The sequence below is a fragment of the Streptomyces sp. 2131.1 genome (assembly GCF_900105515.1).
Taxonomy (GTDB): domain Bacteria; phylum Actinomycetota; class Actinomycetes; order Streptomycetales; family Streptomycetaceae; genus Streptomyces; species Streptomyces drozdowiczii.
This window is the reverse complement of the sequence record NZ_FNSY01000001.1, coordinates 1284743-1309708: the sequence shown is the minus strand read 5'-3', so window position 1 is coordinate 1309708 and position 24966 is coordinate 1284743. Positions and strand designations below refer to the sequence as shown.

Below are 24966 nucleotides of genomic sequence, written 5' to 3'. Positions count from 1 at the left end.
GGTCGTCACCTCCTGGGAGATCCTGGAACGGTCGGTTACTTGACGCCGAGGCCGGCGTCGTCGACCGCGGGCTTGCCCGCGGCCTTGAGGACCTTGTTGAGCGGCTTCAGGTCGTAGATGCCGGTCAGGTCGGTCTCGTCCAGCAGGCCCGCCTTCACGGCGTGCTTGGCCTCCGTGTCGAGCGTGGCGGCCAGCGGGTCGTCGATGAACTCGATCGACTCCCACGCCGGGTCGATGACGTCGGCCGGAAGCTCCTTGCCGGACAGCGTCTTGAGCGCCGCGTTCGCGGACGCCTTCGCCTTGTCCGGGTTGGCCTTGATCCACGCGTTGGTGTTGACCGAACCGCGGAGCACGGCCTCGACCACGTCCGGGTGCTCGGTGAGGAACTTCTGCGACACGATGATGTTCGTGATCACGAACTTGTCGTCCGGCCAGAGCTTCCGCTCGTCGAGGAGGACCTTGGCCCCCTGCGCGACCAGCTTGGACGCGGTCGGTTCGGGCGCCCACGCGCCGTCGATGGACCCGGACCGGTAGGCGTCCGGCGTCACCTTGTTGTCGCTGCGGACGACGGAGACGTCACCCTTGCCGCTCTGGGCGTCGACCTTCCAGCCCTTCTCGGACACCCAGTTGAGGAACGCCACGTCCTGCGTGTTGCCGAGCTGCGGGGTCGCGATCTTCTTGCCCTTGAGGTCGTCGAGGGTCTTGATCTTCTTCGGGTTGACGACCAGCTTCACTCCGCCGGACGCCGCGCCGCCGATGATGCGCAGGCTCTTCCCCTTGGACTTGACGAAGCCGTTGATGGAGGGAGAGGGGCCGATGAAGCCGATGTCGATGGAGCCCGCGTTGAGCGCCTCGATCTCGGACGGGCCCGCGTTGAAGGTCGAGGGCTTGACCGTCGTGCCCCCGAGCTCCTTGGCGATGATGCCTTCCTGGATGCCGACCAGAGCGGTGGCGTGCGTGAGGTTCGGGAAGTACCCGATCTTCACGGTGTCCGCCGAGAGCTTCTTCCCGCCGGAGGACGTGTTCGCCGTCTTGGCGTCGTCGTCCTTCTTCTCGGAGCCGTAGCCGCAGGCGGTGAGCGCCACGGCGAGCAGCGGCAGGGCGGCGGCAGCGGCGAGGCTGCGGCGCAGGGTGGTACGGGTGGCAGGCACGGGAGGCTTTCCTCTCGTTGGCCCGGTGCTCACGACCCCGTCACTACGGGGAAGCGGCCGGGAAGTCGGCAGGTCTTCGTCTGAACAGGCGGTGCGTGCGGTGCTGTTGGTGCTTCCGGGCGCGCAGGCAGTGCGCGTACGTCATCGCGCACATCGCCCGACACCGCCCTGACCGCTGCCCAGGGCGCCGCTGCCGACGCGGCCGCCCTCCTTGGCGAAGGTCGAGAAGAAGTCCGTGCTCATCAGAAGTCCCACTCCGCGTCGTCGTCCGCGGCCGGCGCTTCCTCGGCGGCGGCGAACGAGGCGCCCGCCATGCCGGCCGACAGCGTGGTGCCGTCCGCGGGGTCGATCAGGAGGAACGAACCGGTGCGGCGCGAGTCTGCGTACGCGTCGAGCGCGAGCGGCTCGGCGGTACGGACCACGACCCGGCCGATGTCGTTGGCGACGAGCTTTCCCGGGGCCGGGTGCTGAGAGAGGTCGTCCAGCGTCAGCCGCGAGGGGATGTCCTTGACGATCGCCTTGACCGTGCGGGTGGTGTGCTTGATCAGCACCCGCCGGCCCACGGTCAGCGGCTCGTCCGCCACGTGGCAGACGGTCGCCTCGACGTCCTGGGTGACCGCCGGGGCGTCGCCCACCGGCGCGATGAGGTCGCCGCGCGAGACGTCGATGTCGTCCGTGAGCCGCAGCGTCACCGACTGGGGCGCCCAGGCGATGTCCACGGAGTCCCCCAGCAGGTCGATGCCCGCGATGGTGGACGTACGGCCCGAGGGCAGCACGGTCACGGGCTCGCCGACCCGGAACACACCGGCCGCGATCTGGCCCGCGTAGCCCCGGTAGTCGGGGTGCTCCGCGGTCTGCGGCCGGATCACGTACTGGACGGGGAAGCGGGCGTGGCAGGCGGTCAGGTCGTGGCTGACCGGGACCGTCTCCAGGTGCTCCAGGACCGTCGGGCCGCCGTACCAGTCCATGTGGGCGGACGGCTCCACGACGTTGTCGCCGGCCAGCGCGGAGATCGGGATCGCGGTGATCTCCGGGACTCCGAGGGAGGCCGCGTACGCGGTGAACTCCTCGGCTATCGCGGCGAACACCGGCTCCGCGTAGTCCACCAGGTCCATCTTGTTGACGGCCAGCACCACGTGCGGGACGCGCAGCAGGGCGGCGACCGCAGCGTGCCGGCGGGTCTGCTCGACGACCCCGTTGCGGGCGTCGACCAGGACCACGGCCAGCTCGGCGGTGGAGGCGCCGGTCACCATGTTGCGGGTGTACTGCACGTGGCCCGGGGTGTCGGCGAGGATGAACCGGCGCCGGGGCGTGGCGAAGTAGCGGTAGGCGACGTCGATGGTGATGCCCTGCTCGCGCTCGGCGCGCAGCCCGTCGGTCAGCAGCGCCAGGTCCGGCGCTTCCTGACCGCGGTTGCGCGAGGCGTGCTCGACGGCCTCCAGCTGGTCGGTGAGGACCGACTTGGAGTCGTGCAGCAGGCGCCCCACGAGGGTGGACTTGCCGTCGTCGACGGACCCGGCGGTGGCGAAGCGCAGCAGGGTGGTGGCGCTCAACTGCTCAGCTGTGGTGGTCATTTAGAAGTACCCCTCGCGCTTGCGGTCTTCCATCGCGGCCTCGGACATCTTGTCGTCGGCGCGGGTCGCGCCCCGCTCGGTGAGCCGGGAGGCGGCGATCTCGGTGATCACGGCGTCCAGCGTGGTGGCGTCGGAGTCGACGGCCCCGGTGCAGGACATGTCGCCGACCGTGCGGTAGCGCACCTGGCGGGTCTCGGTGGCCTCGTGCTCCTTGGGCCCGCCCCAGTCGCCCGCGGTCAGCCACATGCCGTTGCGGTTGAACACCTCGCGCTCGTGGGCGAAGTAGATCTCCGGCAGCTCGATGCCCTCGCGCTCGATGTACTGCCAGACGTCCAGCTCGGTCCAGTTGGAGATCGGGAAGACCCGGACGTGCTCGCCGGGGGCGTGCCGGCCGTTGTACAGCTGCCACAGCTCGGGGCGCTGGCGGCGCGGGTCCCACTGGGAGAACTCGTCGCGCAGCGAGAAGACCCGCTCCTTGGCGCGCGCCTTCTCCTCGTCGCGCCGGCCGCCGCCGAACACCGCGTCGAAGCGGTGCTGCTGGATGGCCTCGGTCAGCGGCACGGTCTGGAGCGGGTTGCGGGTGCCGTCCGGGCGCTCGCGGAGCTTGCCGGCGTCGATGTACTCCTGCACGGAGGCGACGTGCAGCCGCAGCCCGTGCTCGGCGACCACGCGGTCGCGGTAGGCCAGCACCTCGGGGAAGTTGTGCCCGGTGTCCACGTGCAGCAGGGTGAACGGCACCGGCGCCGGCGCGAACGCCTTGAGCGCCAGGTGCAGCATCAGGATCGAGTCCTTGCCGCCCGAGAACAGGATCACCGGCCGCTCGAACTCGCCCGCGACCTCGCGGAAGATGTGCACCGCCTCGGACTCCAGCGAGTCCAGGTGGCTCAGCGCGTACGGATTGTCGGTGCCCTCTTGCACAGTCGCGACGGTCGTCACGCCGCACCCCTCTCGCTCAGCAGCGCGTACAGCTCCGCCGCGGACTCCTGCACGGTCTGGCGGTGCGACTCGATGCGCAGATCGGGCGACTCGGGGGCCTCGTAGGGGTCGTCCACCCCGGTGAGCCCGCTGATCTCGCCCGCCGCCTGCTTGGCGTAAAGACCCTTCACGTCGCGCTCCGAGCACACCTCGACCGGAGTGGCGACGTGCACCTCCAGGTACGCGGTGCCCTCGGCCTGGTGGCGCTTGCGGACGGCGTCCCGGCTGTCCGCGTACGGGGCGATGACCGGGACCAGCACCTTGACGCCGTTGGCCGCCAGCAGCTCGGCGACGAAGCCGATCCGCTGCACGTTGGTGTGCCGGTCCTCGCGCGAGAAACCGAGGCCCGCCGAGAGGAACTCGCGGATCTCGTCGCCGTCGAGCACCTCCACCCGGTGGCCCTCGCCGCGCAGCCGCCCGGCGAGTTCGTAGGCGATGGTGGTCTTGCCGGCGCTCGGCAGACCGGTCAGCCAGACGGTGGCTCCCGTCTCCGTCACGCTCATCGAAGTCTCCTGATCAGTCGTCATCAGCCGTGCAGCCCGCACTCGGTCTTGCCGCGCCCGGCCCAGCGGCCGGCCCGGGCGTCCTCGCCCTCCAGCACCCGGCGGGTGCAGGGCGCGCAGCCCACGGAGGCGTAGCCGTCCATCAGCAGCGGGTTGGTGAGCACCCCGTGCTCGGCGACGTAGGCGTCGACGTCGTCCTGGGTCCACCGGGCGATCGGCGAGACCTTCACCTTCCGGCGCTTCTCGTCCCAGCCGACCACCGGGGTGTTCGCCCGGGTCGGGGACTCGTCGCGGCGCAGCCCGGTCGCCCAGGCGGTGTACGCGGTCAGGCCCTCTTCCAGGGGCTTGACCTTGCGCAGCTTGCAGCAGAGGTCGGGGTCGCGGTCGTGCAGCCTCGGCCCGTACTCGGCGTCCTGCTCCGCGACGGTCCGACGCGGCGTCAGCGTGATCACCTTGACGTCCATCACGGCGTCCACCGCGTCCCGGGTCCCGATGGTCTCCTCGAAGTGGTAGCCGGTGTCGAGGAACACCACGTCCACGCCGGGCATCACCCGGGAGGCGAGGTGCGCGACGACCGCGTCCTCCATCGAGGAGGTGACGCAGAACCGGGGACCGAAGGTGTCGGTCGCCCACTTCAGGATGTCGAGCGCGGAGGCGTCCTCCAGCTGGCGCCCGGCCCGCTCGGCGAGCTCCCTCAGGCCCTCGTCGGTGAGCGTGTCGATGTTCTGAACGATCGTCATATCTCGTCCCCTCCCGCGCTGTTGGGCGTCAGCCCCCGGGTCAGCAGGCCCAGGAACTTCAGCTGGAACGCCCGATTGCAGGAAGCGCATTCCCACGCCCCGTGCCCGGCCTCGTGCGGGCGCAGGTCCTCGTCGCCGCAGTAGGGGCAGTGGAACGGTGCGGCGCGCCCGCTCATGACAGCGACTCCGCACTGGCGCGGGCGGCCCAGGTCGCGAAGCGCTCGTCGGCCTCGCGCTCCTCCTGGAACCTGCCGAGCACGCGCTCCACGTAGTCGGGCAGCTCGGCCGAGGTGACCTTCAGGCCGCGTACCTTGCGGCCGAAGCCGGCGTCGAGGCCGAGGGCGCCGCCCAGGTGGACCTGGTAGCCCTCCACCTGCTCGCCGTTCTCGTCCAGCATCAACTGGCCCTTGAGGCCGATGTCCGCGGTCTGGATGCGGGCGCAGGCGTTGGGGCAGCCGTTGATGTTGATGGTGAGGGGCTCGTCGAAGTCGGGGAGCCTGCGCTCCAGTTCCTCGATGAGGGAGGCGCCGCGCGCCTTCGTCTCGACGATCGCCAGCTTGCAGTACTCGATGCCGGTGCACGCCATGGTGCCGCGCCGGAAGGTGGACGGCTTCACCTGGAAGCCGAGCGACTCCAGGCCCGCGGACAGCGACTCGACCCGGTCCTGCTCGACGTCGAGGATGATCATCTTCTGCTCGACGGTGGTCCGGACCCGGCCGGAGCCGTGCTCCTCGGCCAGTTCGGCGATCTTGGCGAGGGTGGAGCCGTCGACCCGGCCGACGCGGGGGGCGAAGCCGACGTAGAAGCGGCCGTCCTGCTGCTGGTGCACCCCGATGTGGTCGCGCCACCGGCTGCTGGGCTCCGCCGGGGCGGGGCCGTCCAGCAGCGGGCGCTTGAGGTACTCGTCCTCCAGCACCTGGCGGAACTTGGCGATGCCCCAGTCGGCGACCAGGAACTTCAGCCGGGCCCGGTTGCGCAGCCGCCGGTAGCCGTAGTCGCGGAAGATGCCGACCACGCCGGCCCAGACGTCGGCGACCTCGTCCAGCGGCACCCAGGCGCCGAGGCGCTCGGCCAGCCGGGGGTTGGTGGAGAGTCCGCCGCCGACCCAGAGGTCGAAGCCCGGCCCGTGCTCGGGGTGTTCGACGCCCACGAAGGCGATGTCGTTGATCTCGTGGACGACGTCCTGGACCGGGGAGCCGGAGATAGCGGTCTTGAACTTGCGGGGCAGGTTGGAGAATTCGGGGCTGCCGATGTACCGGGCGTGGATCTCCTCCAGCGCCGGTGTGCCGTCGATGATCTCGTCCGCGGCGATGCCCGCCACCGGGGAGCCGATCATCGTACGGGGGCAGTCGCCGCACGCCTCGGTCGTGGAGAGCCCCACGGCCTCCAGCTTCTGCCAGATCGCCGGGACGTCCTCGATGCGGATCCAGTGCATCTGGACGTTCTGCCGGTCGGTGATGTCCGCGCTGCCCCGCGCGTACTCCTGGGAGATCTCGCCGATGACGCGCAGCTGCTGCGTGGTCAGCTTCCCGCCGTCGATGCGGACCCGCATCATGAAGTACTTGTCCTCAAGCTCCTCCGGCTCCAGCACCGCGGTCTTGCCGCCGTCGATGCCGGCCTTGCGCTGGGTGTAGAGCCCCCACCAACGCATGCGCCCCCGAAGGTCGTTGGGGTCGATCGAGTCGAATCCGCGCTTGGAGTAGATCGTCTCAATGCGTGTCCGCACGTTGAGACTGTCGTCGTCCTTCTTGAACTGCTCATTGCCGTTGAGCGGGGTGTAGTGCCCCAGGGCCCACTGGCCTTCGCCGCGGTGGCGGCCCACCTTGCGGCGGGGCGCGGCAGGCGCAGGCGTTTCCGGGGTTGCGGCCATGACAGTACGTCCTTCGGGACTGCGGGAGGGCGGCTCTGAACTGCACACTCGCGTGAGGCGCGGCGGTGCGCAGGGGTGTCGCGGAGAAAAGGGGGGGGCGCGGCGGTGCTGGGACTCTCAGCCCGCCGGACAGATGGCGCTGGACATGCGGCCGAGGTCGACGTGGCGTCGACTCACCAAGGCAATTCCAGTTCCGGACATGACGGAAGCGTGTCATGGGGATCTCGCGGCAGTCCACCACTATCCATGATGTGGACGAGACTGTCCCGTTCCATGAGACGGTGTGGCGCCCGTCACGCGGGTGACGGGCGCCGGAGTGAAGCGTAAAACCGGACAAGCGAGGGGATTTGCTACGGAAGCGGCTGTCGGTCCGAGCCGGGCCAGGGTCCGGGGGCCGCCACCGGCTCCTCCAGTTCCGTGCGGGTGTCGAACAGCCGGAAGCCGCGCCGCAGGTAGTTGTCCATCGCGTGCGGGCCGTCCTTGGAGCAGGTGTGCAGCCACACCCGCTTCGTCGCCGGCCGCTGCGGCCACCGCTCGGCCAGGTCCCAGGCGCGGGCCGCCCCGTACGACAGCAGATGCCCGCCGATCCGGCGCCCGCGGAAGGCGGGGATCAGCCCGAAGTACATGATCTCCACGACGCCGTCGTCCTGCGGGTCCAGCTCGATGTAGCCGGCAGGGGTGCCGTTCGCGTACGCCACCCAGGTCTCCGCGCCCGGCCGGTCCAGGGCCTCCTGCCACTGCGCGTACGTCATCCCCAGTCGGTCCGTCCACCGGATGTCACCGCCGACCGCCGTGTACAGGAACCGGCTGAACTCGGGCAGCGGCACCTCGGACCGCACGATCCGGACGTCCCCGTCCGGCACGGCGGACGGCCGCAGATCCTCGGGGGAGGTCTGCTCCAGGGACCAGATGGTCACCTCGTCGACGGCGGCACCGGTGGGGCGTACGGGGTTGCTCATGGCCGCAAGAAAACCATGCCCCGCCACCCGCACCCGAGCCGGGCCCCCGCCCGCCTTCACCGCCCGGACCTGCGCGGAGACCCGTCGCTCAGGCGGCCCCGCGCCCCGCCACGACCACCGGCGCCTTCGAACGCGGCAGCAGATCGGCCGGGTGCTCCGGGTGGAGCACCTCCACCTCCACGCCCTCGCCGAACCGGTACGGGCGGTGCGCCAGCACCTCGGCGAGATGGCGCCGCAGCCGCGATATCTCGGCCCGGACCGTCACCGTCCTGGTCGCGTCGCCGAACAGGTCCTGCGCCAGCTCGGAGGCCGTACGCCCCTCCCGGTGCACCGCCAGCGCGTACAGCAGCTCGGCGTGGCGGGGCGAGAGCCGCTGGGTCCAGGTGCCCACGGGGCTCACCACGTTCACCGCGAGCGAGCGCGGCCGGCTCAGGTCGAGGACCACCCGGCGCGGCGGGCTGTCCATCGTCCCGTCCGCCACCTGCACCAGCCAGCCGCCCGGCAGCGGCTCCACCCGGCACATCCCCAGCGACGGCAACCACACCCGGCCGGGCCCCAGCGACTTCGGCAGCGGCAGCCGGTCCACCGGGGGCATCCCCGTCACCGCCGCCGTCCAGCCGTGGCCGTCCACCGCCACCGCCCGGCCGCCCAGCCGGGCCAGTACCGGAGCGGCCACCGCACGCAGCCGGTCCACCGCCTCCAGGTGCCTCACCCGGATCTCGCTCTCCGCGAGCCGGGCCACCGACCGGACCAGGGCCAGGGTCGTCGGGTGGAAGGTGGACGCGGGACCGCTGATGTCGACGATCCCCATCAGCCGCCCGTCCCGGGGGTCGCGGACCGGCGCCGCCGCACACGTCCAGCCGTGCAGGGTGCGCACGAAGTGCTCCGCCGAGTGCACCTGGACCGGGGCGCGCGAGGCCAGCGCCGTACCGATCGCGTTGGTGCCGGTGATCTCCTCGGACCAGGCCGCGCCCTCCGCGAGGCAGATGCCGTCGGCCCGGCGCAGCACCCCCGTGTTGCCCTCGCGCCACAGGACCCGGCCCTCGACGTCGGTGACCACCATGATCTGCTGCGAGGCGTCCGCGATGTTGGTCAGGCCGTCGCTCAGCAGCGGCATCACCTCGCCCAGCGCGGAGCTGCGGCGCCGGTGCTCGATCTCGTCCGTCTCCAGCAGCGCGCTGTGCGTCGTCTGCTCGGGATCGATGCCGCTGCGCAGCACCCGGTCCCAGGAGGCGCCGATCTCCGCCCGGGGCGCGGCGGGCATGCGGTCGCCCGCCATCCGCGCCTCCCGCACCCGGTGCACCAGGCGCCTGGCCTGCGCGGTCTCCCGGGCGGCCGGCCGCATCACCTCCACCGGAGTCGTCTCCACGCCGGTTCCCCCTCACCCCAGTGCCCGGCCCGCTCCGCGGGCCGCGCCCCATCCTGCCGCCCCCCGGGCCGCGAAACCGCAACTCCACACAATGGTTGCAACCCTCTGCAACTCTGGCGAGGGCCCCGGGCCCGTACAAGAGTGGCGGTACACCGCACCGCGGGGCTCCGGCCCCCAGGTCCGGTGGGTTACAGCATGGGGGGTGGTGCCGTGTCGGCGCAGCACCACCCCCCGTCGCTGCCCGGTCAGAGATCCACCGGCCGGGCCCGGGCCACGACCGACGCCAGATCCAGGGTGTGCGGCAGGGTTCCGAACGCCGCGCCCCCGTCCCCGCCCAGGCGCGAAGCGCAGAAGGCGTCGGCCACCCCGGCCGGCGCCCAGCGCACCAGCAGCGAGCCCTGGAGCACCAGCGCGACGCGCTCCACGACCCGGCGGGCCCGCGCCTCGATCCCCGCCAGATCGGCCAGCTCCGTCAGCAGGTCCTTGATCGCCGCGTCCAGCCGGTGGTCGGCGCCCCGGGCCAGGCCGACCTCCCGGAGGAACGCGTTCAGCGCGAGCGGTTCCCGCTGGAGGACCCGCAGCACGTCCAGCGCCTGCACGTTCCCGGAGCCCTCCCAGATCGAGTTGAGCGGCGCCTCCCGCAGCAGCCGGGGCATCCCCGACTCCTCCACGTAGCCGTTGCCGCCCAGGCACTCCAGCGCCTCGCCCACCAGCGGCGCGCACCGCTTGGTCACCCAGTACTTCGCCGCCGGCACCGCGATCCGCAGGAACGCCGACTCGCTCTCGCCCCCGCCGTCGTACGCCGCCGCGAGCCTCATCGCCAGCACGGTCGCCGCCTCCGACTCCAGCGCCAGATCGGCCAGCACGTTGCGCATCAGCGGCTTGTCCGCGAGCGGGCCGCCGAACGCGGACCGGTGCGTCGTGTGGTGGACCGCCTGCGCCACCGCCTGCCGCATCAGCGCCGCCGAACCGGTCACGCAGTCCAGCCGGGTCGCCGCCACCATGCCCATGATCGTGCGGACACCGCGTCCCTCCTCGCCGATCCGGCGCGCCCACGTCCCGTCGAACTCGACCTCCGCCGAGGCGTTCGACCGGTTGCCCAGCTTGTCCTTGAGCCGCTGGATCGCGAACGGGTTGCGGCTGCCGTCCGGCAGCACCCGGGGCAGCAGGAAGCAGGTGAGCCCGCCGGGGGCCTGCGCGAGGACCAGGAAGGCGTCGGACATCGGTGCCGAGCAGAACCACTTGTGCCCGGTCAGCGCGTACTCGCCGTCGCCGGACAGCGGCTCGGCGCGCGTGGTGTTCGCCCGCACGTCCGAGCCGCCCTGCTTCTCCGTCATGCCCATCCCCAGCAGCACCCCGGCCTTCCGCCCGGGCGGCCGCAGCCCCTCCTCGTACACCCGCGAGGTCAGCAGCGGCTCCCACACGGCGGCCACCTCGGGCTCGGCGCGCAGGGCCGGCACCGCGGCGTGCGTCATCGAGAGCGGGCAGCCGTGCCCCGCCTCCGCCTGCGTCCAGACCAGGAAGCCGGCGGCCCGGCGGATGTGCCCGCCCGGCCGGTCCCAGGCGTCGGTGAGTCCGGCGCCGACGGCGTGGCCGAGCAGCCGGTGCCAGGCCGGGTGGAACTCCACCTCGTCGACGCGGTGCCCGTAGCGGTCGTGGGTGCGCAGCCTCGGCGGGTTCTCGTTGGCCAGGGTGCCCCAGGAAGCCGCCTGCGCGGAGCCGGCCGACCTGCCGAGCGCGGTGAGCCCGTCCCGCGCCTCGTCCAGCACCTCAGCCGGAAGATGACGTTCCACGGCTTCGCCGAGCACCCGGTCCGCGCCGAAGACGTCATAGCCGAGCAGGGGAGGGGCCTGGTTGGACACGGTGTGGGTGGTGGCTGCCATGCCGATACGGTAAGGACGTGCAGGCAGCAAACGAAACACCCGAGCGGCCACCGGGCCGGCTCCACCGGGCCCGAGTGCTCTATCGCAACGTCTCCAAGCGGCAGCTCGCCTGGCAGTTGCTCAAGGACACGGTCAACTCGTGCATGGAGTACCGCATCCTGGGACTCGCCGCCGAGGCGGCGTTCTTCACCCTGCTGTCCCTGCCCCCGCTGCTCCTCGGCCTGATCGGCCTGCTCGGTTACGTCGACGAGTGGACGAGCACCACCACGGTCGCCTCCATCGAGCGCAACATCCTGAGCGCGGCCCACACCGTGCTCTCGGAACGCGGCGTCAACGACTTCGCCAAGCCGCTGCTCGCCGACGTCACGACCGGCGCCCGGCCCGACGTGATCTCCATCGGCTTCGCCATCGCCCTGTGGTCGGGCTCCCGCGCGGTCAACGTATTCATCGACACGATCACCGTCATGTACGGGCTCGACGGCCAGCGCGGAATAGTCAAGACCCGGATGCTGGCCTTCCTGCTGTACGTGGTGGCGCTGCTGCTCGGCGCGGTGGTGCTGCCGCTGCTCGTGGTCGGGCCCGACCGGGTCGTGGAGCTCATACCGTGGGGCACCGAGGTCATAAGCGTCCTGTACTGGCCGCTCGTGATCGTGCTCTCCGTCGCCTTCCTGACCACCCTCTACCACGTGTCCGTGCCCGTCCGCTCGCCGTGGATAGAGGACATGCCGGGCGCCCTGGTGGCGCTGGCGATGTGGGTGGTGGGCAGCTTCCTGCTCCGGATCTACCTGACCAGCACGGTCGAGGGGCCCACGATCTACGGATCTCTGGCGGCCCCCATCGCGGTGCTGCTGTGGATCGGCATCTCCGCCTTCGCCGTGCTGGTGGGCGCCGCCGTCAACGCGGCCATCGACCGGGTCTGGCCCTCCGTCGCCACGGCCGCCGCCCGCGCCGCCAACGACCGGGTGCGCGCCGCCCAGGCCGCCGAGTTCGTGGCCCGCACCCAGGCGGAGAGCTGGCACGGCGGCCCGCCGGCCGACGAGGACGACGACGATGACGAGGGCGACGAGGGCGACAGCCCGTACATGCCCTCCGAGTTCCCCGAGCGCTGGTCCCGGTTCCTGCCGCCGGACGACGTGAAGTCCCGGCTCCAGAAGCCCGGCCGCGAGAAGGACGCGGACCGGGCGAACCCCTACGACGAGTGAGCCCTCAGTCGGCGGTCGCCGGGCTCTGCGACCCCGGCGACCAGGAGAGCTTCACCGTCAGATGGCCCTCCAGGGCGCTCTTGGCGATCACCGCCCCCGCCTCCGAGGTGATCTTCACGCCGAACTCCAGCTCCACCCCGTCCGGCTGCAGCCTCCCGTCCCGGAACACGGCGAGCGCCGACTCGGCCGCCGAGCGGATGCCCTCCAGCGCGCTGTCGAAGGTGCGTCCCGCCCGCGCCAGGGCGTGCTGCCCGTCCCGCGAGACCAGCTGCGCCCCGGGGGCGTGGCGGTCGACCTCCACCGTCACCGTCGCCCCGTTGTCCGTGGTGAACTCCATCAGTGACGCCATGACCGCCCCCGTAGCCGATTACGTTCGCTGCTGTGTCCGTGGACGAGACTAGTGGCATGGGCGACAGCTACGAAGAGCGCGCGTCGGCACTGGACGGCGCACGGGTGTGGACCCTGACCTCGGAGCCGGGCACGGCCCATCCGGTGCTGCCCGACGGCTGCATGGACCTGCTCTGGAGCGGTGAGCGCCTCCTCGTCGCCGGGCCGGACACCCGCACCGCGCCCGCCACCGGCGCCGGCGGCAGCTGGGCCGGAATCCGCTTCGCCCCGGGCGCCGCCCCCGCCCTGCTGGGCGTGCCCGCCCACGAACTGCGCGATCTCCGGGTGCCGCTCGCCGCGCTGTGGCCCGGCGCCCGGGTCCGCCGCCTCACCGAACGCGTCGCCGAAGCGGCCGACCCGGCCGCGGCCCTGGAGGACATCGCCCTGGACCGGGCGGCCCGCACCGAGCCCCCGGACCCGGTGATGCGCGCGGTCGCCGCGCGGCTGGAGGCGGGCGCCGGCGTCGCGGAGGCGGCCCGGAGCGCCGGGCTCGGCCCCCGCCAGCTGCACCGCCGCTCCCTGAACGCCTTCGGCTACGGGCCCAAGACCCTTGCCCGGGTGCTGCGCCTCCAGCGGGCCCTGGCCCTCGTACGCTCGGGGCTGCCGTACGCCGACGCGGCAATCGAGGCGGGCTGCGCCGACCAGGCCCATCTGGCGCGGGACATGCGCGACCTGGCCGGCACCACCCTGACCGCGTACTTCGGCCGTTCCTAGGCGTTGGAGGGCGCGAACAGCGAGACCGCGCAGCCGTCCGGGTCGAGCACGACGGCGTACCGCTGGCCCCAGTCCGCGTCCCACGGCTTCAGATGGCCCCGGTGACCGGCGCCGGTCAGCTCCTCGTACACCGCGTCGACCTCGGCCGGGCTGTCGCACAGGAAGGCCAGCCCGAGCCGGTCCTCGCCGGACGGCGGGGTGAAGCCGGGGTCGAGGGAGCGGGCGATCTCCTCGGTGTCCCACATCAGGCGCCCGCCGCCAGGCAGGGACACCTCCACATGGGGTGCGGATTCCGCGCCGGCCGGGATGGCGAGTCCCAGCCGGCGGTAGAAGGCGAGGGAGGCGGGCAGGTCGGCGGTGACGATGCCGATCGCGTCGAGTCGTGGAGTCATGGACCGACCGTAGGCCGGGCCCACGCCCGCCGTCTTGTAGGAATCGGTCACCGCGCCCCGAGCACATCCGCCGGCGACGTCCCCGGGTCCGTCAGCGCCAGGCCCAGCTCCGCGCGTTCCGTGACCCAGCGCGTCGGGCGGTGACGCGGGTCGCCGGTCGTCGCGTGCAGCGCCCGGTGCAGCTCCAGCATGCGGGCAGCGCCGATCCGGTCGCCCCAGGCCAGCGGGCCCACCGGGTAGCCGAGCCCCGTCGTGACGGCCACGTCGATGTCGGCCGGGGCGGCGAGCGCGCGCTCCGCGATGGACGCGGCGACCGACACGATGGAGGCGAGCAGCCGCTGAGCGACCGAGCCCGCCGTGTCCCGGACCACCGACACTGCGAACGGCTCCCCGCCGTCCGCCGCGCGCGCCAGTACCGCACGGGCGTCCCGCCCCGCCGCCGCGTCCGCCGCCGGGGTCACCGCGAGCACGCGCCGGCGCCCGGCCGCCGGCAGCGGGTCCACACCGAAGGTGCGCGCGGCGGGCAGCCCGAGCGCGGCGACCGCCGAGGCGACGGCCGTGCCCCACACCGGGACCAGGACCACCGCGTCGTCCGACGGCCGCTCCCCGTGCTCCACTGCGGCGCCCGCCGCGGCCAGCGCCTCGCGGAGCGCGGCCGCGGCGGCCTCCCGGGCGGGGTCCGGCGCGAAGACGTGCACCGGGCGGTCAGCGTTCCCGGCGACCGCCGGCTCCGGCGCGGGCCCGGTGGCCTCGGGGCCGTACGCGTACCAGCCGTGCCCGGTCTTGCGGCCGTGCAGCCCGGCCGCCACCCGGTTCGGGGTGAGGAAGGAGGGGCGCAGCCGGTCCTCGTGGCGGAAGCCCTCCCAGATGGAGTCGATGACGGCGGCGGTCACATCGAGCCCGGTGAGGTCCATCAGCTCGAACGGGCCCATCCGCAGCCCCAGCACGTCCCGCGCGATCCTGTCGAGGTCCGCGGGTTCGGCGACGCCCTCCTCCAGGAGCGCGAGCGCCTCCGTCACCAGGCCGCGCCCGGCGTGGTTGACCAGGAAGCCGGGGGTGTCCGCGACCGTCACCGCGCGGTGTCCGCAGCCCTCCACGAGTGAGGTCAGCAGCGGCGGGATCCCGGACCGGGTCGCCGCGCCGGGCACCACCTCCACGATCCGCATCAGCGGCACCGGGTTGAAGAAGTGCAGCCCCGCCAGGCGCGTCGGGTCCTTGAGCTCGGCGGCGATCCGGGTCACCGACAGCGAGGAGGTGTTGGTGGCGAACACGGCGGACGCGGGCAGCACCTGCTCCAGGCGGCCGAACACCTCCGCCTTGGTCGCCAGGTCCTCGCGCACCGCCTCGATCACCAGATCCACGTCCGGGCCCGCCGCCCACGGGTCGTCCAGCGCGACCAGCCGCTCCACCGCGGCCTCGGCGTCCGCCGCGGACATCCGCCCCTTGGCCACGGCCCGCTCCAGCATGGAACGTACAAAAGCGACCGCGTCCGCCACCGCCTCGGCCCGTACGTCGCACAGCTCGACGGTGTGTCCGGCCGCGGCCGCCCACTGGGCGATGCCGCGGCCCATGGCTCCGGCGCCGACGATCCTGATACGCATGCGGGTCACGGTCCTCTCGATGGGGCGCGGGCCGGGTGCCCGCACCGCCGACGCTTTCAGCGGCCTTTGATCGCCGTCCAATACCGAATTAGGCTCAGACCCGGACGCTGGACGAATCAATGATGCGGGCGGACCCGGGGGAGGGGACGGCATGGAGCTGCGCCATCTCGCCGCGTTCCTCGCCGTGGCGGAGGAACTCCACTTCGGCCGCGCCGCGAAACGGCTCCAGATGGCGCAGCCGCCGCTGAGCCAGCAGATCCGCCGCCTGGAGAAGGAACTCGGCGTCCAGCTCTTCGAACGCAACACCCGCTCGGTGCGGCTGACCAGCGCGGGGGAGTCCTTCCTCCAGCCGGTGCGGACCGTGCTGGACGACCTGGACACGGCGGTACGGGCCGCGCGCGCGGCGGGGCAGGGCGCGTACGGGCGGGTCCGGATCGGCTTCGCCGGCGCCTCCAGCCACGAGACCCTGCCGCTGCTCACCCGCGCGGTGCGCGCCGCCCACCCCGGGATCGAGCTGGTCATGACCGGCCAGACCTACGCCAACGTGGCGCTCGCCCGGGTCGCGGACGGCTCGCTCGACCTCGGGTTCGTCCGGCTGCCGGTGACGGCGCCGGGCGTGAGCTGCCGGGTCATCGACGACGAGGAGCTGGTCTGCGCGCTGCCCGTCGACCATCCGCTCGCCGCCCGCCCGGAGATCCCGCTCGACGCGCTGGCCGGGGAGCCGTTCGTCGCCTTCCCCGCCAACACCGGCTCCACCGTGCGCGACGCGATGACCGCGGCCTGCGAGGCAGCCGGGTTCAACCCGCGCGTGGTGCAGGAGGCGCCCGACTCGTACACCATCCTGGCGCTGGTCGCGGCGGGCGTCGGGGTCACGCTCACCGTCACCTCCGTCCAGCACATCCAGCTCGGCGGCCTCGTCTACCGTCCGCTCGCCGGGCCGCCGATCAGACGGCAGGCGGCGCTCGCCTGGCGGACGGACAACCCCTCGGCCGCCCTGCACGCGGTGCTCGCCGTCGCGGAGCGGGCGCTGCCCACACCGGACGGCCCGGTCACCCGCCCCGGCCCGCGCCGAGGAACGCGAGCAGGCTGACCGCCGCCGGGCGCGCGTCACCGGCGGCGGACCGGTGGAGGTCCCGCACGGTCCGCACCACGGCCCGGGTCACCACGTCGACGCCGGCCCTGCGCTCGAACCAGTGCCAGTCGCCGTGGGCGTTCATCTCCAGGAAGACCGGCTCGTCCCGGTCCCGTGCCCGCAGGAAGTCGAACGCCCCGTAGAGCGCGCCGGTCTCCCGGGCGACGGCGCGCGCGGCCGAGGCCACGGCGGCCGGGGCCCTGACCTGACGGACCATCACCTCGTCCGGACGCGTCCAGATGTCATCGGGGCGCTCCTTGGCCACCTCGAAGGCGTGCAGTTCGTCCCCGGCGAGGTAGACCCGGTACTCGGTGTCGTGCTCCACGTACTCCTGGAGCATCACCGGTGTGCCGCGCGGCAGTCCGGGCAGTCCGGCGAGCCGGACCCGGTCGACGACGCGCGGCAGGTGCCAGTCCAGCCGGCCGGGCTCCGGCTCCACGTAGTGCCGGTCGAGGACCTTGAGCACGTACCGCTCGGCCGGGAGGAGCCGGGCCGCGTCCGCCGGGTCGGTGGTGACCAGTCCGCGCGGGACGCGCACCCCGAGCGCCCGGGCCAGGTCCCGCTGCGCCAGCTGCCCCGGATCGGCGGCGCCGATCGCGGCCGGGGAGGCGGCGGCCAGCTGCCGGGCCAGCGCGGTCCACGCGTCCCGGTACACCATCCGCCCGCCGGCCGGGCCCGGCGGGAGCGCGGCCCGCAGCGAGAAGTGCCGCAGCCAGGTCACCGTCGGCGCGAACCGGTGCCCGTCCAGGGCCAGTACGCCGTCCGGCCCGTGCACTGCCCGGACCTCCGCCAGGCGGTCCGCGTCGAGCCGGTGCACGGGCACCCCGATCCGGCGCAGCAGACCGGCCGCCTCGGTCGCCTCCCGGTCGCCCCGCCTGGTGAGCAGCAGGACGCACCGCTCAGCCATGGGTCGGGGCCAGCAGCGACTCCGCCATCTCCAGGAGCCGCAGGGCCTTGTCGGAACGGTTGTCCGGGTCGGCGGCGCGCAGCCGGGTGAGGAGTTCGAGGCCGATGGCGGCCTGGTCGGCGAGCAGCCCGAGGAGTTCGACGTCCGCCATCTCCCGCACACCGTCGGAGCCCCGGTCCAGGACCTCCAGGACGCCGACGCACTCGTCGTCGCCGAACAGCGGCGCGGCCATGATGCTGTCGGGCACGTACCCGGTGGAGGCGGCGGCCTCGCCCGAGAAGTGCCGCGACTCGCGCAGGTCGTCGACGAGCATCGACTGCCCCGAAGCGGCGACCCAGCCCGCGATGCCGGTCCCCGCCGGGAACCGCGTACCGACGAGCTGTCCGTCGCCCTCACCGGCCACGGCCTCGAAGACCAGGTCGCCGGTCTCCGGATCGATCAGGAAGATCGAGGAGGCCGCCGCGCCGAAGACATGGCGCGCGACTTCCACGATGGACTGCAGCAGGCGGCGCTCCACGGGCGTCGCGGCGTCAACAGGTTTCGTCATGCGCACCTCCAAGTCGACCGGTGGTGTTCCCGGCGCAGAGGAACAGCACCGTCTTCAGCTGGAACGGCGTGAGCCAGGGGTGCTTGCCGAGGATCAGCGCGCACAGGCCCGAGATGTGCGGCGCGGCGAAGCTGTTGCCGGTCGAGCGGATGGTGCCGCCGCCGGGCCACGCCACGGGCACGCGTACGCCGCGCGCGTGGAACTCCACCGGCGGCGCGGGGTTGTAGTAGTACGTCATCGGGTCGTCCTCGTCGTGGCTCGCGACGGAGATCACCGAGGAGAACGACCAGGGATAGCTGGGCACCGGCCGGTTGTGCGCGGAGACGACGAGCGCACAGCGGCGGAAGTAGGCCCGGTCCACGAGCTCGTGGAGCCGCGCGGTCAGGGCGGGGCGGGTCGTGGCCAGGCTGAGGTTGATGACGTCGAAGTTCTGCTCGATGGCCCAGGAGAGCCCGGCCATGAGGGCCGGGCCGCTGCCCGTCTTGCCGTCGGTCAGCACCTGGGCGGACGAGACCGAGACCCCGGGCGCGACGGACCGGATCACCCCGGCGCAGGCGGTGCCGTGCCCGGCGCGGTCGGTGGGCTCGCACGGCACCATCTCCACCTCGCCGTCCTCGTCCGGGACGGCCGTAACGGCGAGATCGACCGGGCCGACCATCGGATGGCCGCCCTCGACCCCGCTGTCCACCACGCAGACCCGGACCCCGGAACCGTCGGCCCCGCCCCACGCCCACTCCGGGGACACCGAGTCCATGGGGATCGACGCGAAGGCCTCGTGAGCCTGCGCCCTCGTCGCGCCCCAGGCCGGCACGCCCGGCGTGTAGGGGCGCGCGGGCCGTCTCCAGGGCGGATCGCTCATCGGTCCTCCTCCCGTTCGGCCGTTCTCCAGGCCCGTACCGCCCGGGCGGGCAGCACCGCCTGGCCCTCCTCCGGTCCGGCCGTTCTCCAGGCCCGCACCGCCCGGGCGGGCAGCACCGCCTCCTTCGCCGTCAGGGCTTCCAGCGCGCGTCCGGCGGCGTGCCGGGCGCGCCCCGGTTCACCGGCGGCGTCCAGCACCCGGGCCGCCTCGAACCAGACGTCACCGATGAGGCACGGGTCGTCGGTGCCGTCCAGGGCGGCGACGGCACGCCCGGCGTCCCCGACCGCGTCCCCGTACGCCCCGGCCCGCGCCCGTACCCGCGCCCGCAGCGCCAGCCGGACGGCCCGGGTACGGGTGTCCTCCGGCCGTTCCCCGGGCGGGTCGGCCAGCTCGGCCGCGTCCGGACCGGGTCCTTCCCCGGCGCAGAACCGCTCCCGGGCCGCGTACAGGCGCAAGGTCGCCGCCGTCCGCGTCTGCCCCAGGGCGGCGAGCCCGTCCGCGGCCGCCGCGTAGTGGCCGGCGGCCGCCGGGTGGGCCCCGGCCAGGGACTCGACGAACCCCGCCGTCTGGCCGGCCGCCAGTGTGCCGAGTGCCAGCGCCAGGTCGTCGCAGTGGACGCGGACCAGCGCGATGTCCTCGCGGGCCGCGTCCACCCGGTCCGACAGTGCCAGATGCCGGGCCCGGGTCAGCAGGACCGGCACGAGGAGGCTCCGGTCGCCGTCGAACCGCCGGACCAGTTCCTCGCAGAGCGCGATGGCCTGGGTGAGCGGGGTCGGCGACCACTGCGTCAGCTCGCAGATCGACGCGAGGATGCGGTTGCCCTCGTAGGTGTCGCCGAGCCCGCGCGCCCGGGAGAGCGCGTCGCGCATGGAGCCCTCCGCAGCACCGATCCGGCCCTCGGCGAAGCTCCGCAGCGAGGACAGCTGGTGCAGCCGGCACCAGCTCAGGTCGTCCGCCGGACCGGGCACGGCGGGCCCGGCACCGGGCGCGTACGCGGCGCCGGCGGGCTCCGGTCCCCCCGAGCGCAGGGCGATCAGCTGCCGCAGGATGGCGCAGGTGTCCCGGGTCGGGGCGTCGTCCCCGTTCCGGCGCTCCGCCTCCGCCACGGCGTGCCGGGCGCTGTCCCAACGGCCCAGCGCCGCGTACGCGTCGGTGATGCGGGCGGCCAGCACCCGGTGCTGAGGGTCGCCGTCCGGGGTGAGGGCGCGCCCGCGTTCCATCAGCGAGACGGCGGCGGGCAGGTCGCGGCGGTGCAGCGCCCCGTACCCGGTGGCCACCAGTGCCCGGGCGGCGCGCCCGGTCAGCGCGGGCAGCCCGGGGTCGCCGGGATCGGCCTCGGACCGCAGCCGGCACGCGGACTCCAGGTGGTGCGCGAGGTCCCCCTCCGCCGCCGGGTCCGGCGCCCCGTCTTCGAGCCGGTCCGCGAGCACGGTGTGCCAGGTGGCGCGCCGGGCCTTGGAGGTCATCTCGTACAGGGTGTCCCGGGCCAGCGCGCGGGTGAACCGGTACGTGCCGGGCGGGCCGTAGGGATGGATCACCCGGGAGCGCAGCAGCCGGCCCAGCGCGTCGTCGAGGACCCCGCCCGCCAGGGCCGGCGCGTCCCCGGCGAGTGCGTGCACGTCCTCGGCGGTGAACGACCCGCCCACCCCCGCCGCGCGCTCCAGCACGGCCCGGTCGGTGGCCGGCAGCCGGTCCAGCCAGGCCGTCAGCAGGACCCGGATCGACGTGGGAACGCCCTGGTCCACGGCCCGGTGGCCGGCCAGGTTCTCCAGGAGCAGTTCGGCGAAGAGCGGATTGCCGTCGCACTCCCGTACCACCCGGGCCAGGTCGTCCGCCGTGGCGACCGCCTCCTGAGCGGCGACCTCGGCCCGGTCCGCGAGCAGCTCCACCAGCCGTTCGGTCTGCGCGGGCGGCAACGCGTCCAGGCGCAGCGCCAGTTCACCGGCCGGGACTCCGCCACCAGGTTCGGCGCGTGCCACGCGGACGACGAGCAGCGGGGTGTTCCGGGCGCCTTCGGCGAGATCGGTGACCATGTCGGAGAGGGTCGGCTGCGCCCACTGGAAGTCCTCCAGGACCAGGACCACCGGGGCGTCGCGGCCCAGGGCCTCAAGCAGCCGCCGGAACGCCCACCCGATCTCGTCGACGCTCACCGGCAGTCCGTTCCCGGTGCGGATGCCCAGGGCGACGGCGAGGGCGGTGACGGCGCGGTCCGCGCTGGGGCGCAGCGCCTCCAGCGCCCGTCGCGCCTGCTCCCAGCCGCCGGGCAGTGACCAGACAGCCTCGGCCAGCGGGCGGTGGGCGAGCCCGGCCCCGTACGCCTGGCAGCCGGCCCGCAGGACGACGGCGTCCTCCCCGACGCGGCCCAGGAACTCCCGCACCAGGCGCGACTTGCCGATGCCCGGGGGACCGGCGACCGTGACCGGGCGGCTGCGGCGCTCGGCCCGGGTCTCCGCGAACTCGGCCAGCAGGAGGCGCAGTTCACCGTCGCGCCCGACGAGCGGCACCAGGTCCTCACGGCTCGCCGCGTCGAGGACGGACAACACCCGCCGGGCGGCGACCGGTTCGCGCTTGCCCTTCACCCGCAGCGGGGCGACGGCCTCCATGCGGACCCGGCCGCCCACCAGTCCGGCCGTCTCCTCACCGATCAGGATTTCGTGCGGCCCGGCGTGCGACTGGAGGCGGGCGGCGGTGTGCACGACGTCCCCGACCACCCGGGCCGCGCCGCCGAGCACCCCCGCCACCACGGCCTCTCCCGAGGCGATCCCGCAGTGGATGTCCAGCCGCACCCCGGGACCGGCCGCGATGGCCGCCACGGATTCGCGTACGGCGCACGCCGCCCGGACCGCGTGCAGCGCGTCGTCCTCGTGGGTGACGAACGCACCGAAGACGGCCATCACGGCGTCGCCGATGAACTTCTCGACCACGCCCCCGTGTTCGGTGACCGCCGTGGTGCAGGCCCGGTAGTACCGGTCCATCGTGCGCCGCAGCGCCTCGGGGTCCAACGTCTCGGCCAGCACGGTCGAGCCGACCAGGTCGATGAAGACCGCCGTGACGATTCTGCGGCTGTCCGACGACGGCGCCCCCGCGACCACCGGAGTGCCGCACTCGGGGCAGAACCGGGCTCCGTCGGGCACCGTGGCACGGCAACCGCCGCACCGCGCACCGCCGTTCACAGGAGCTTGATGTCCTGCCCCTGTCCCTCCACCTCGCCGGACGCGGCTTCCAGCCGTTCCTTGACGGAGTTCAGCACCCGGACCTCGTGTTCGCTGAGCGCCGAGAGGACCGAGCGCTGCTCCACCGCCAGCAGGTCCACCGGGTGGCCGGCCTCACGTAGTGCGTGCAGGGCGTCGAAGGTCATGGCTACCGGTACCTCGTTCCCGTAGTGCGGCCAGTCGAGCGTGACGCCCGCCGGTCCGATGGAGCACTCCGCGACCGCTGCCGCCGCGAGGGCGCCGACGGCCTCGGGGGCCTCCTGCCGCTTCCGCTCGTCCGCGGGCAGCGGCGGCCAGATCCCCTGGACCAGAACACCCTGTGCGTACAGTCGCGCAATCATTTCCGTACGATTCGAAGCGCCCGTTCTTCGAAGCATGTTGCATAAGTGAGCGGCCACCGTGTGAGGGCTGATGCAGAGAGCTTCCGCGATATCCCGGTTCGAGGAGCCGGCGGCCACGAGCGAAGCGATCAGAATTTCACGCCTGGTCAAATCCCTTACCCCCATTGTGGTGAGCGAAGCATGGGCCGGCAGAGGAAATACCTCACTCCCGGGGGTCAGAGTAGCTGCGGGTCATGTTCCGGACAAGAACGCCTTGAGAGGGATCACACGCCCACCGGATTCATAGTCGATCGGGGGATATGAAGCCGGGGGGCGCCGGAGCAGCCTTGCCGTTGCACCAGCCAGTGACCGTCTCCACGAAGGAGTGACCCATGTCGCAAGCACCCCTCGACGCGCTGCGCAGCGCCGGCACCCCGGTCGACCTGCTGTCGGACTCCGAGCGCGAGATCTTCAACGGCCTCAGCCCGGACGAGGTCGCGGTCCTCGGCTCGATCCAGGCCCGGCTCAACGCGGTGTCGGCCGCGGTCGAGGGCCAGGTGAACGACAACCAGGTCAACGTCCTCTGCTGATTCCAGCCACGGCGGGCCCGGCGGCCACGGCCGCCGGGCCCGCCCGTGAGGACCACCGGACCGCCGTGTGCCCGGACACCCAGTGGGAGCGTGATGATGGACCAAGTCAGCAGATACCTGGTGCTGAGCGACCGCGCGTACGCCGACACCTCCGGCGTCCCGGTACGGCTCGCCTACGGCACCCGCACCGCGAGCACGGTGGCGGTGGACCTCCCCACCGCGCGGGCACTGGAGGCCGGTGACGCCGCCGCGGTCTCCCCGGCCTGGACCGGCGCCCTGCGCGCCGCGCGGCTGCTCGTGCCGGCCGGCGAGGACGAGCTGTCCGCCGTACTCGACCGCAACCGGCAGGCGTCCGCGGACCGTTCCGCGGTGCACATCGCCCTGCTGCCGACCTCCTACTGCAACATGGGCTGCGCCTACTGCGGCCAGGAGCACACCCGCGGCGGCCTCTCCCGCGACCACCGCAGCCGGGTGCGCGACCGCGTGCTGCGCGCCGTGAACGCCCCGGAGACCCGCAGCGCCCGCATCGACTGGTTCGGGGCCGAACCGATGATGGGCTACGCGGTCATCCGCGACCTCGCCCCCCGGTTCGTCGCCGCCGCCGCCGAGCGCGGGGTCGCCTACTCCTCGGTGATCGTCACCAACGGCTCCCTCCTCAACCCCACGAAAATCAACACGCTCATCCGTTCCTGTGGCGTCACCCATTTCGAGATCACGATCGACGGGCCGCCGGATATACACAATGAACACCGGCCGCTGAAAAGCGGACGCGGATCTTTCTGGAACATCGTGCGCGCGGTGCGTGCCGTGCTCGACGAACCCGGCCTGGGCCCCACCCATTTCTCGTTCCGCACGAATGTCGATGTGCACAACCAGGACTCCGTCCCGCGCTATGTCGAACTGATGGCGGAGCTGGGTTTCAGCCACCCCCGCGTCTCCTTCTCGATCGCTCCCGTCCACTCGTGGGGAAACGACATATCGGCGATCGAGGTGTCCAAGCAGGAGTTCGCCGAACGCGAGACGGGGTGGCTCAGGCTGCTCACGCGGCACGGCCTGCACACACAGCTGCTGCCGACCACCGCCCGGAAGGTCCTCTGCCCCGCCACAACCCGCTCGTCCGAGATCATCAGCAGCACCGGCAACATCTTCTCGTGCAGCGAATACCCCCTCGTCCCCGAGGCCGAGAGCACCCTCGCGCTGACGACCATCGACCGGGCGGGGACCGAACCGGTCCGGCCGCTCGGCCCCTTCGACGGCTGGAACGAGGAGATCGCCGCGGGCACCACCTGGTGCAGGAGCTGCGTCTTCATGCCCACCTGCGGCGGCTCCTGCCCCAAGGCGTGGCAGGAGGGCCATCCGCCCTGCCCCGGCTACAAGTACAACGTCCAGGACCGGCTGGATCTCATCGCCGCCCAGTGCGGCCTGCACGAGGTGGCCGGTGAGCCCGCCGGGGCCCGGTGATGACGGCCGGAACCGGCCCGGACGCCCCGCGCAGGCTGCTCATCGGCGTGTGCGGCTCGGCCAACGTACTCGCCGTTCCGCAGTACCTCATGGCTCTGCGCACCGGCCTCGGACCCGGCGTCGAGATCCGCATGGCCATGACCCGCTCCGCCGCCGCGCTCATCCCGGCCACGACCATGCGGCTGCTGTGCCGGGACGTGTACTGCGACGGCGAGGACGAACTGACGACCGGTCATGTCGCGCCCGCCGTCTGGGCGGACCGGTTCGTCGTCCTGCCCGCCACCGCCAACATGCTCGGCCAGGCCGCCAACGGACTCGCCTCGGGACTCCTCAGCTCCGCGCTGCTCGCCCATGAACGCCCGGTGGTGTTCTTTCCGAGTATGAACAGCCTAATGTGGCAACGCCCCGCTGTCCGCCGCAACGTGGACCGGCTGCGCGCGGACGGCCATGCCGTCGTGGACCCGGTGCCCGCGACCGGCTGGCAGATCGCCGCGGGCGACGTACGCAAGAACCTCGGGCTGCCGCCGCCCGCCACCGTGACGGCGGTGATCGGCGAGTTCCTCGACATGCCGGTCGACCCGCTCGGCGGCTGAACACACCACCCAGCACTAGGAGGAG

25 protein-coding genes and 1 pseudogene are annotated in these 24966 nt (G+C 73.0%); 6 read left to right on the top strand and 20 right to left on the bottom strand.

All coding sequences use genetic code 11. The features are described 5' to 3' along the window. Positions 1-35: 35 nt before the first annotated feature. The 11 genes from BLW14_RS05835 to BLW14_RS05790 form a co-directional block, all read right to left on the bottom strand. Positions 36-1151, bottom strand: coding sequence for an aliphatic sulfonate ABC transporter substrate-binding protein (locus BLW14_RS05835; RefSeq protein WP_093705023.1), 1116 nt, complete (start codon positions 1149-1151; stop codon positions 36-38). A gap of 242 nt (positions 1152-1393) precedes the next feature. After that, a complete protein-coding gene (locus BLW14_RS05830) occupies positions 1394-2725 on the bottom strand; it encodes a sulfate adenylyltransferase subunit 1 (protein ID WP_093705021.1) in 1332 nt (443 codons plus the stop codon). Beyond that, entirely contained in the window at positions 2726-3661 is a 936-nt protein-coding gene (gene cysD, locus BLW14_RS05825) for a sulfate adenylyltransferase subunit CysD (protein WP_093705019.1), read from the bottom strand. Next, entirely contained in the window at positions 3658-4203 is a 546-nt protein-coding gene (cysC, locus tag BLW14_RS05820) for an adenylyl-sulfate kinase (protein ID WP_018523698.1), read from the bottom strand. Before cysC ends, cysD begins: the two co-directional genes overlap by 4 nt. Before the next feature lie 23 nt (positions 4204-4226). Beyond that, complete coding sequence (locus tag BLW14_RS05815; protein ID WP_093705015.1) at positions 4227-4943, bottom strand: phosphoadenylyl-sulfate reductase; 717 nt, start codon at positions 4941-4943, stop codon at positions 4227-4229. After that, positions 4940-5119: a hypothetical protein gene (locus BLW14_RS05810; RefSeq protein WP_093705013.1), complete on the bottom strand. Its 180-nt coding sequence runs from the start codon at positions 5117-5119 to the stop codon at positions 4940-4942. Before BLW14_RS05810 ends, BLW14_RS05815 begins: the two co-directional genes overlap by 4 nt. Beyond that, positions 5116-6813 carry a nitrite/sulfite reductase gene (locus BLW14_RS05805; protein WP_093705011.1) on the bottom strand — a complete coding sequence of 566 codons (1698 nt, stop codon included), beginning with the start codon at positions 6811-6813 and terminating at the stop codon, positions 5116-5118. Before BLW14_RS05805 ends, BLW14_RS05810 begins: the two co-directional genes overlap by 4 nt. 117 nt (positions 6814-6930) lie before the next feature. Continuing rightward, entirely contained in the window at positions 6931-7014 is an 84-nt protein-coding gene (locus BLW14_RS35695; RefSeq protein WP_309500612.1) for a putative leader peptide, read from the bottom strand. Positions 7015-7163: 149 nt separating this feature from the next. Further along, complete coding sequence (locus tag BLW14_RS05800) at positions 7164-7772, bottom strand: GNAT family N-acetyltransferase (protein ID WP_093705009.1); 609 nt, start codon at positions 7770-7772, stop codon at positions 7164-7166. A gap of 88 nt (positions 7773-7860) precedes the next feature. Beyond that, on the bottom strand, positions 7861-9117 hold the full coding sequence (locus BLW14_RS05795) for a helix-turn-helix domain-containing protein (RefSeq protein WP_093710648.1): 1257 nt from the start codon (positions 9115-9117) through the stop codon (positions 7861-7863). A gap of 269 nt (positions 9118-9386) precedes the next feature. After that, positions 9387-11024, bottom strand: a complete 1638-nt coding sequence (locus tag BLW14_RS05790) for an acyl-CoA dehydrogenase family protein (protein WP_093705007.1) — start codon at positions 11022-11024, stop codon at positions 9387-9389. Between the two features lie 74 nt (positions 11025-11098). Between BLW14_RS05790 and BLW14_RS05785 the strand changes: the two genes are divergently transcribed. Continuing rightward, positions 11099-12226 (top strand): YihY/virulence factor BrkB family protein, encoded by a 1128-nt coding sequence (locus tag BLW14_RS05785; RefSeq protein ID WP_093705005.1) that lies wholly within the window; start codon positions 11099-11101, stop codon positions 12224-12226. A 4-nt stretch (positions 12227-12230) separates the two neighbouring features. Here the strand turns inward: BLW14_RS05785 and BLW14_RS05780 are convergent, their stop codons facing one another. After that, the gene (locus tag BLW14_RS05780; protein ID WP_093705003.1) at positions 12231-12575 is read right to left on the bottom strand and encodes a CU044_2847 family protein; all 345 of its coding nucleotides are present in this window, start codon (positions 12573-12575) and stop codon (positions 12231-12233) included. Between the two features lie 56 nt (positions 12576-12631). Between BLW14_RS05780 and BLW14_RS05775 the strand changes: the two genes are divergently transcribed. Continuing rightward, positions 12632-13327 (top strand): helix-turn-helix domain-containing protein, encoded by a 696-nt coding sequence (locus BLW14_RS05775; protein WP_093705001.1) that lies wholly within the window; start codon positions 12632-12634, stop codon positions 13325-13327. Here BLW14_RS05775 and BLW14_RS05770 read toward each other — a convergent pair. Beyond that, positions 13324-13719, bottom strand: coding sequence for a VOC family protein (locus BLW14_RS05770; protein WP_256332691.1), 396 nt, complete (start codon positions 13717-13719; stop codon positions 13324-13326). The genes BLW14_RS05775 and BLW14_RS05770 overlap by 4 nt on opposite strands. Before the next feature lie 47 nt (positions 13720-13766). Then, positions 13767-15320 (bottom strand): 3-hydroxyacyl-CoA dehydrogenase, encoded by a 1554-nt coding sequence (locus BLW14_RS05765; protein WP_093704997.1) that lies wholly within the window; start codon positions 15318-15320, stop codon positions 13767-13769. A 151-nt stretch (positions 15321-15471) separates the two neighbouring features. On the opposite strand from BLW14_RS05765, the gene BLW14_RS05760 reads away from it, so the two are divergent. After that, positions 15472-16410, top strand: coding sequence for a LysR family transcriptional regulator (locus tag BLW14_RS05760; protein WP_093704995.1), 939 nt, complete (start codon positions 15472-15474; stop codon positions 16408-16410). Here BLW14_RS05760 and BLW14_RS05755 read toward each other — a convergent pair. From BLW14_RS05755 to BLW14_RS35690, 6 genes and pseudogenes are all read right to left on the bottom strand, one after another. Then, positions 16370-17359, bottom strand: coding sequence for an ATP-grasp domain-containing protein (locus tag BLW14_RS05755; protein ID WP_093704993.1), 990 nt, complete (start codon positions 17357-17359; stop codon positions 16370-16372). The genes BLW14_RS05760 and BLW14_RS05755 overlap by 41 nt on opposite strands. Continuing rightward, positions 17352-17876 carry a GAF domain-containing protein gene (locus BLW14_RS05750; protein WP_093704991.1) on the bottom strand — a complete coding sequence of 175 codons (525 nt, stop codon included), beginning with the start codon at positions 17874-17876 and terminating at the stop codon, positions 17352-17354. Before BLW14_RS05750 ends, BLW14_RS05755 begins: the two co-directional genes overlap by 8 nt. 13 nt (positions 17877-17889) lie before the next feature. Next, positions 17890-18765 (bottom strand): S8 family serine peptidase, encoded by an 876-nt coding sequence (locus BLW14_RS05745; RefSeq protein ID WP_093704989.1) that lies wholly within the window; start codon positions 18763-18765, stop codon positions 17890-17892. After that, positions 18762-21899, bottom strand: coding sequence for an adenylate/guanylate cyclase domain-containing protein (locus BLW14_RS05740; protein WP_256332690.1), 3138 nt, complete (start codon positions 21897-21899; stop codon positions 18762-18764). The genes BLW14_RS05745 and BLW14_RS05740 overlap by 4 nt, the downstream gene beginning before the upstream one ends. Before the next feature lie 35 nt (positions 21900-21934). Beyond that, entirely contained in the window at positions 21935-22318 is a 384-nt protein-coding gene (locus BLW14_RS05735) for an aroma-sacti cluster domain-containing protein (RefSeq protein WP_256332689.1), read from the bottom strand. Positions 22319-22324: 6 nt separating this feature from the next. Then, positions 22325-22483 (bottom strand): annotated as a pseudogene (locus BLW14_RS35690) (helix-turn-helix transcriptional regulator); the annotation flags it as partial. A 206-nt stretch (positions 22484-22689) separates the two neighbouring features. On the opposite strand from BLW14_RS35690, the gene BLW14_RS05730 reads away from it, so the two are divergent. The 3 genes from BLW14_RS05730 (at position 22690) to BLW14_RS05720 (ending at position 24941) form a co-directional block, all read left to right on the top strand. Next, positions 22690-22887: an aroma-sacti cluster domain-containing protein gene (locus BLW14_RS05730; protein ID WP_018100617.1), complete on the top strand. Its 198-nt coding sequence runs from the start codon at positions 22690-22692 to the stop codon at positions 22885-22887. Positions 22888-22980: 93 nt separating this feature from the next. Further along, entirely contained in the window at positions 22981-24348 is a 1368-nt protein-coding gene (locus BLW14_RS05725; RefSeq protein ID WP_256332688.1) for a radical SAM/SPASM domain-containing protein, read from the top strand. Continuing rightward, a complete protein-coding gene (locus BLW14_RS05720; protein WP_093704983.1) occupies positions 24348-24941 on the top strand; it encodes a flavoprotein in 594 nt (197 codons plus the stop codon). The genes BLW14_RS05725 and BLW14_RS05720 overlap by 1 nt, the downstream gene beginning before the upstream one ends. Positions 24942-24966 lie beyond the last annotated feature (25 nt).

Coding starts and splice junctions, on each gene's coding strand:
- BLW14_RS05830 (WP_093705021.1), bottom strand. CDS start 2,725: ATGACCACCACAGCTGAGCAGTTGAGCGCCACCACCCTGCTGCGCTTC.
- cysC (WP_018523698.1), bottom strand. CDS start 4,203: ATGAGCGTGACGGAGACGGGAGCCACCGTCTGGCTGACCGGTCTGCCG.
- BLW14_RS05815 (WP_093705015.1), bottom strand. CDS start 4,943: ATGACGATCGTTCAGAACATCGACACGCTCACCGACGAGGGCCTGAGG.
- BLW14_RS05810 (WP_093705013.1), bottom strand. CDS start 5,119: ATGAGCGGGCGCGCCGCACCGTTCCACTGCCCCTACTGCGGCGACGAG.
- BLW14_RS05805 (WP_093705011.1), bottom strand. CDS start 6,813: ATGGCCGCAACCCCGGAAACGCCTGCGCCTGCCGCGCCCCGCCGCAAG.
- BLW14_RS35695 (WP_309500612.1), bottom strand. CDS start 7,014: ATGTCCGGAACTGGAATTGCCTTGGTGAGTCGACGCCACGTCGACCTC.
- BLW14_RS05800 (WP_093705009.1), bottom strand. CDS start 7,772: ATGAGCAACCCCGTACGCCCCACCGGTGCCGCCGTCGACGAGGTGACC.
- BLW14_RS05795 (WP_093710648.1), bottom strand. CDS start 9,117: ATGCGGCCGGCCGCCCGGGAGACCGCGCAGGCCAGGCGCCTGGTGCAC.
- BLW14_RS05790 (WP_093705007.1), bottom strand. CDS start 11,024: ATGGCAGCCACCACCCACACCGTGTCCAACCAGGCCCCTCCCCTGCTC.
- BLW14_RS05780 (WP_093705003.1), bottom strand. CDS start 12,575: ATGGCGTCACTGATGGAGTTCACCACGGACAACGGGGCGACGGTGACG.
- BLW14_RS05775 (WP_093705001.1), top strand. CDS start 12,632: ATGGGCGACAGCTACGAAGAGCGCGCGTCGGCACTGGACGGCGCACGG.
- BLW14_RS05770 (WP_256332691.1), bottom strand. CDS start 13,719: ATGACTCCACGACTCGACGCGATCGGCATCGTCACCGCCGACCTGCCC.
- BLW14_RS05765 (WP_093704997.1), bottom strand. CDS start 15,320: ATGCGTATCAGGATCGTCGGCGCCGGAGCCATGGGCCGCGGCATCGCC.
- BLW14_RS05760 (WP_093704995.1), top strand. CDS start 15,472: ATGGAGCTGCGCCATCTCGCCGCGTTCCTCGCCGTGGCGGAGGAACTC.
- BLW14_RS05755 (WP_093704993.1), bottom strand. CDS start 17,359: ATGGCTGAGCGGTGCGTCCTGCTGCTCACCAGGCGGGGCGACCGGGAG.
- BLW14_RS05745 (WP_093704989.1), bottom strand. CDS start 18,765: ATGAGCGATCCGCCCTGGAGACGGCCCGCGCGCCCCTACACGCCGGGC.
- BLW14_RS05735 (WP_256332689.1), bottom strand. CDS start 22,318: ATGATTGCGCGACTGTACGCACAGGGTGTTCTGGTCCAGGGGATCTGG.
- BLW14_RS05730 (WP_018100617.1), top strand. CDS start 22,690: ATGTCGCAAGCACCCCTCGACGCGCTGCGCAGCGCCGGCACCCCGGTC.
- BLW14_RS05725 (WP_256332688.1), top strand. CDS start 22,981: ATGATGGACCAAGTCAGCAGATACCTGGTGCTGAGCGACCGCGCGTAC.
- BLW14_RS05720 (WP_093704983.1), top strand. CDS start 24,348: ATGACGGCCGGAACCGGCCCGGACGCCCCGCGCAGGCTGCTCATCGGC.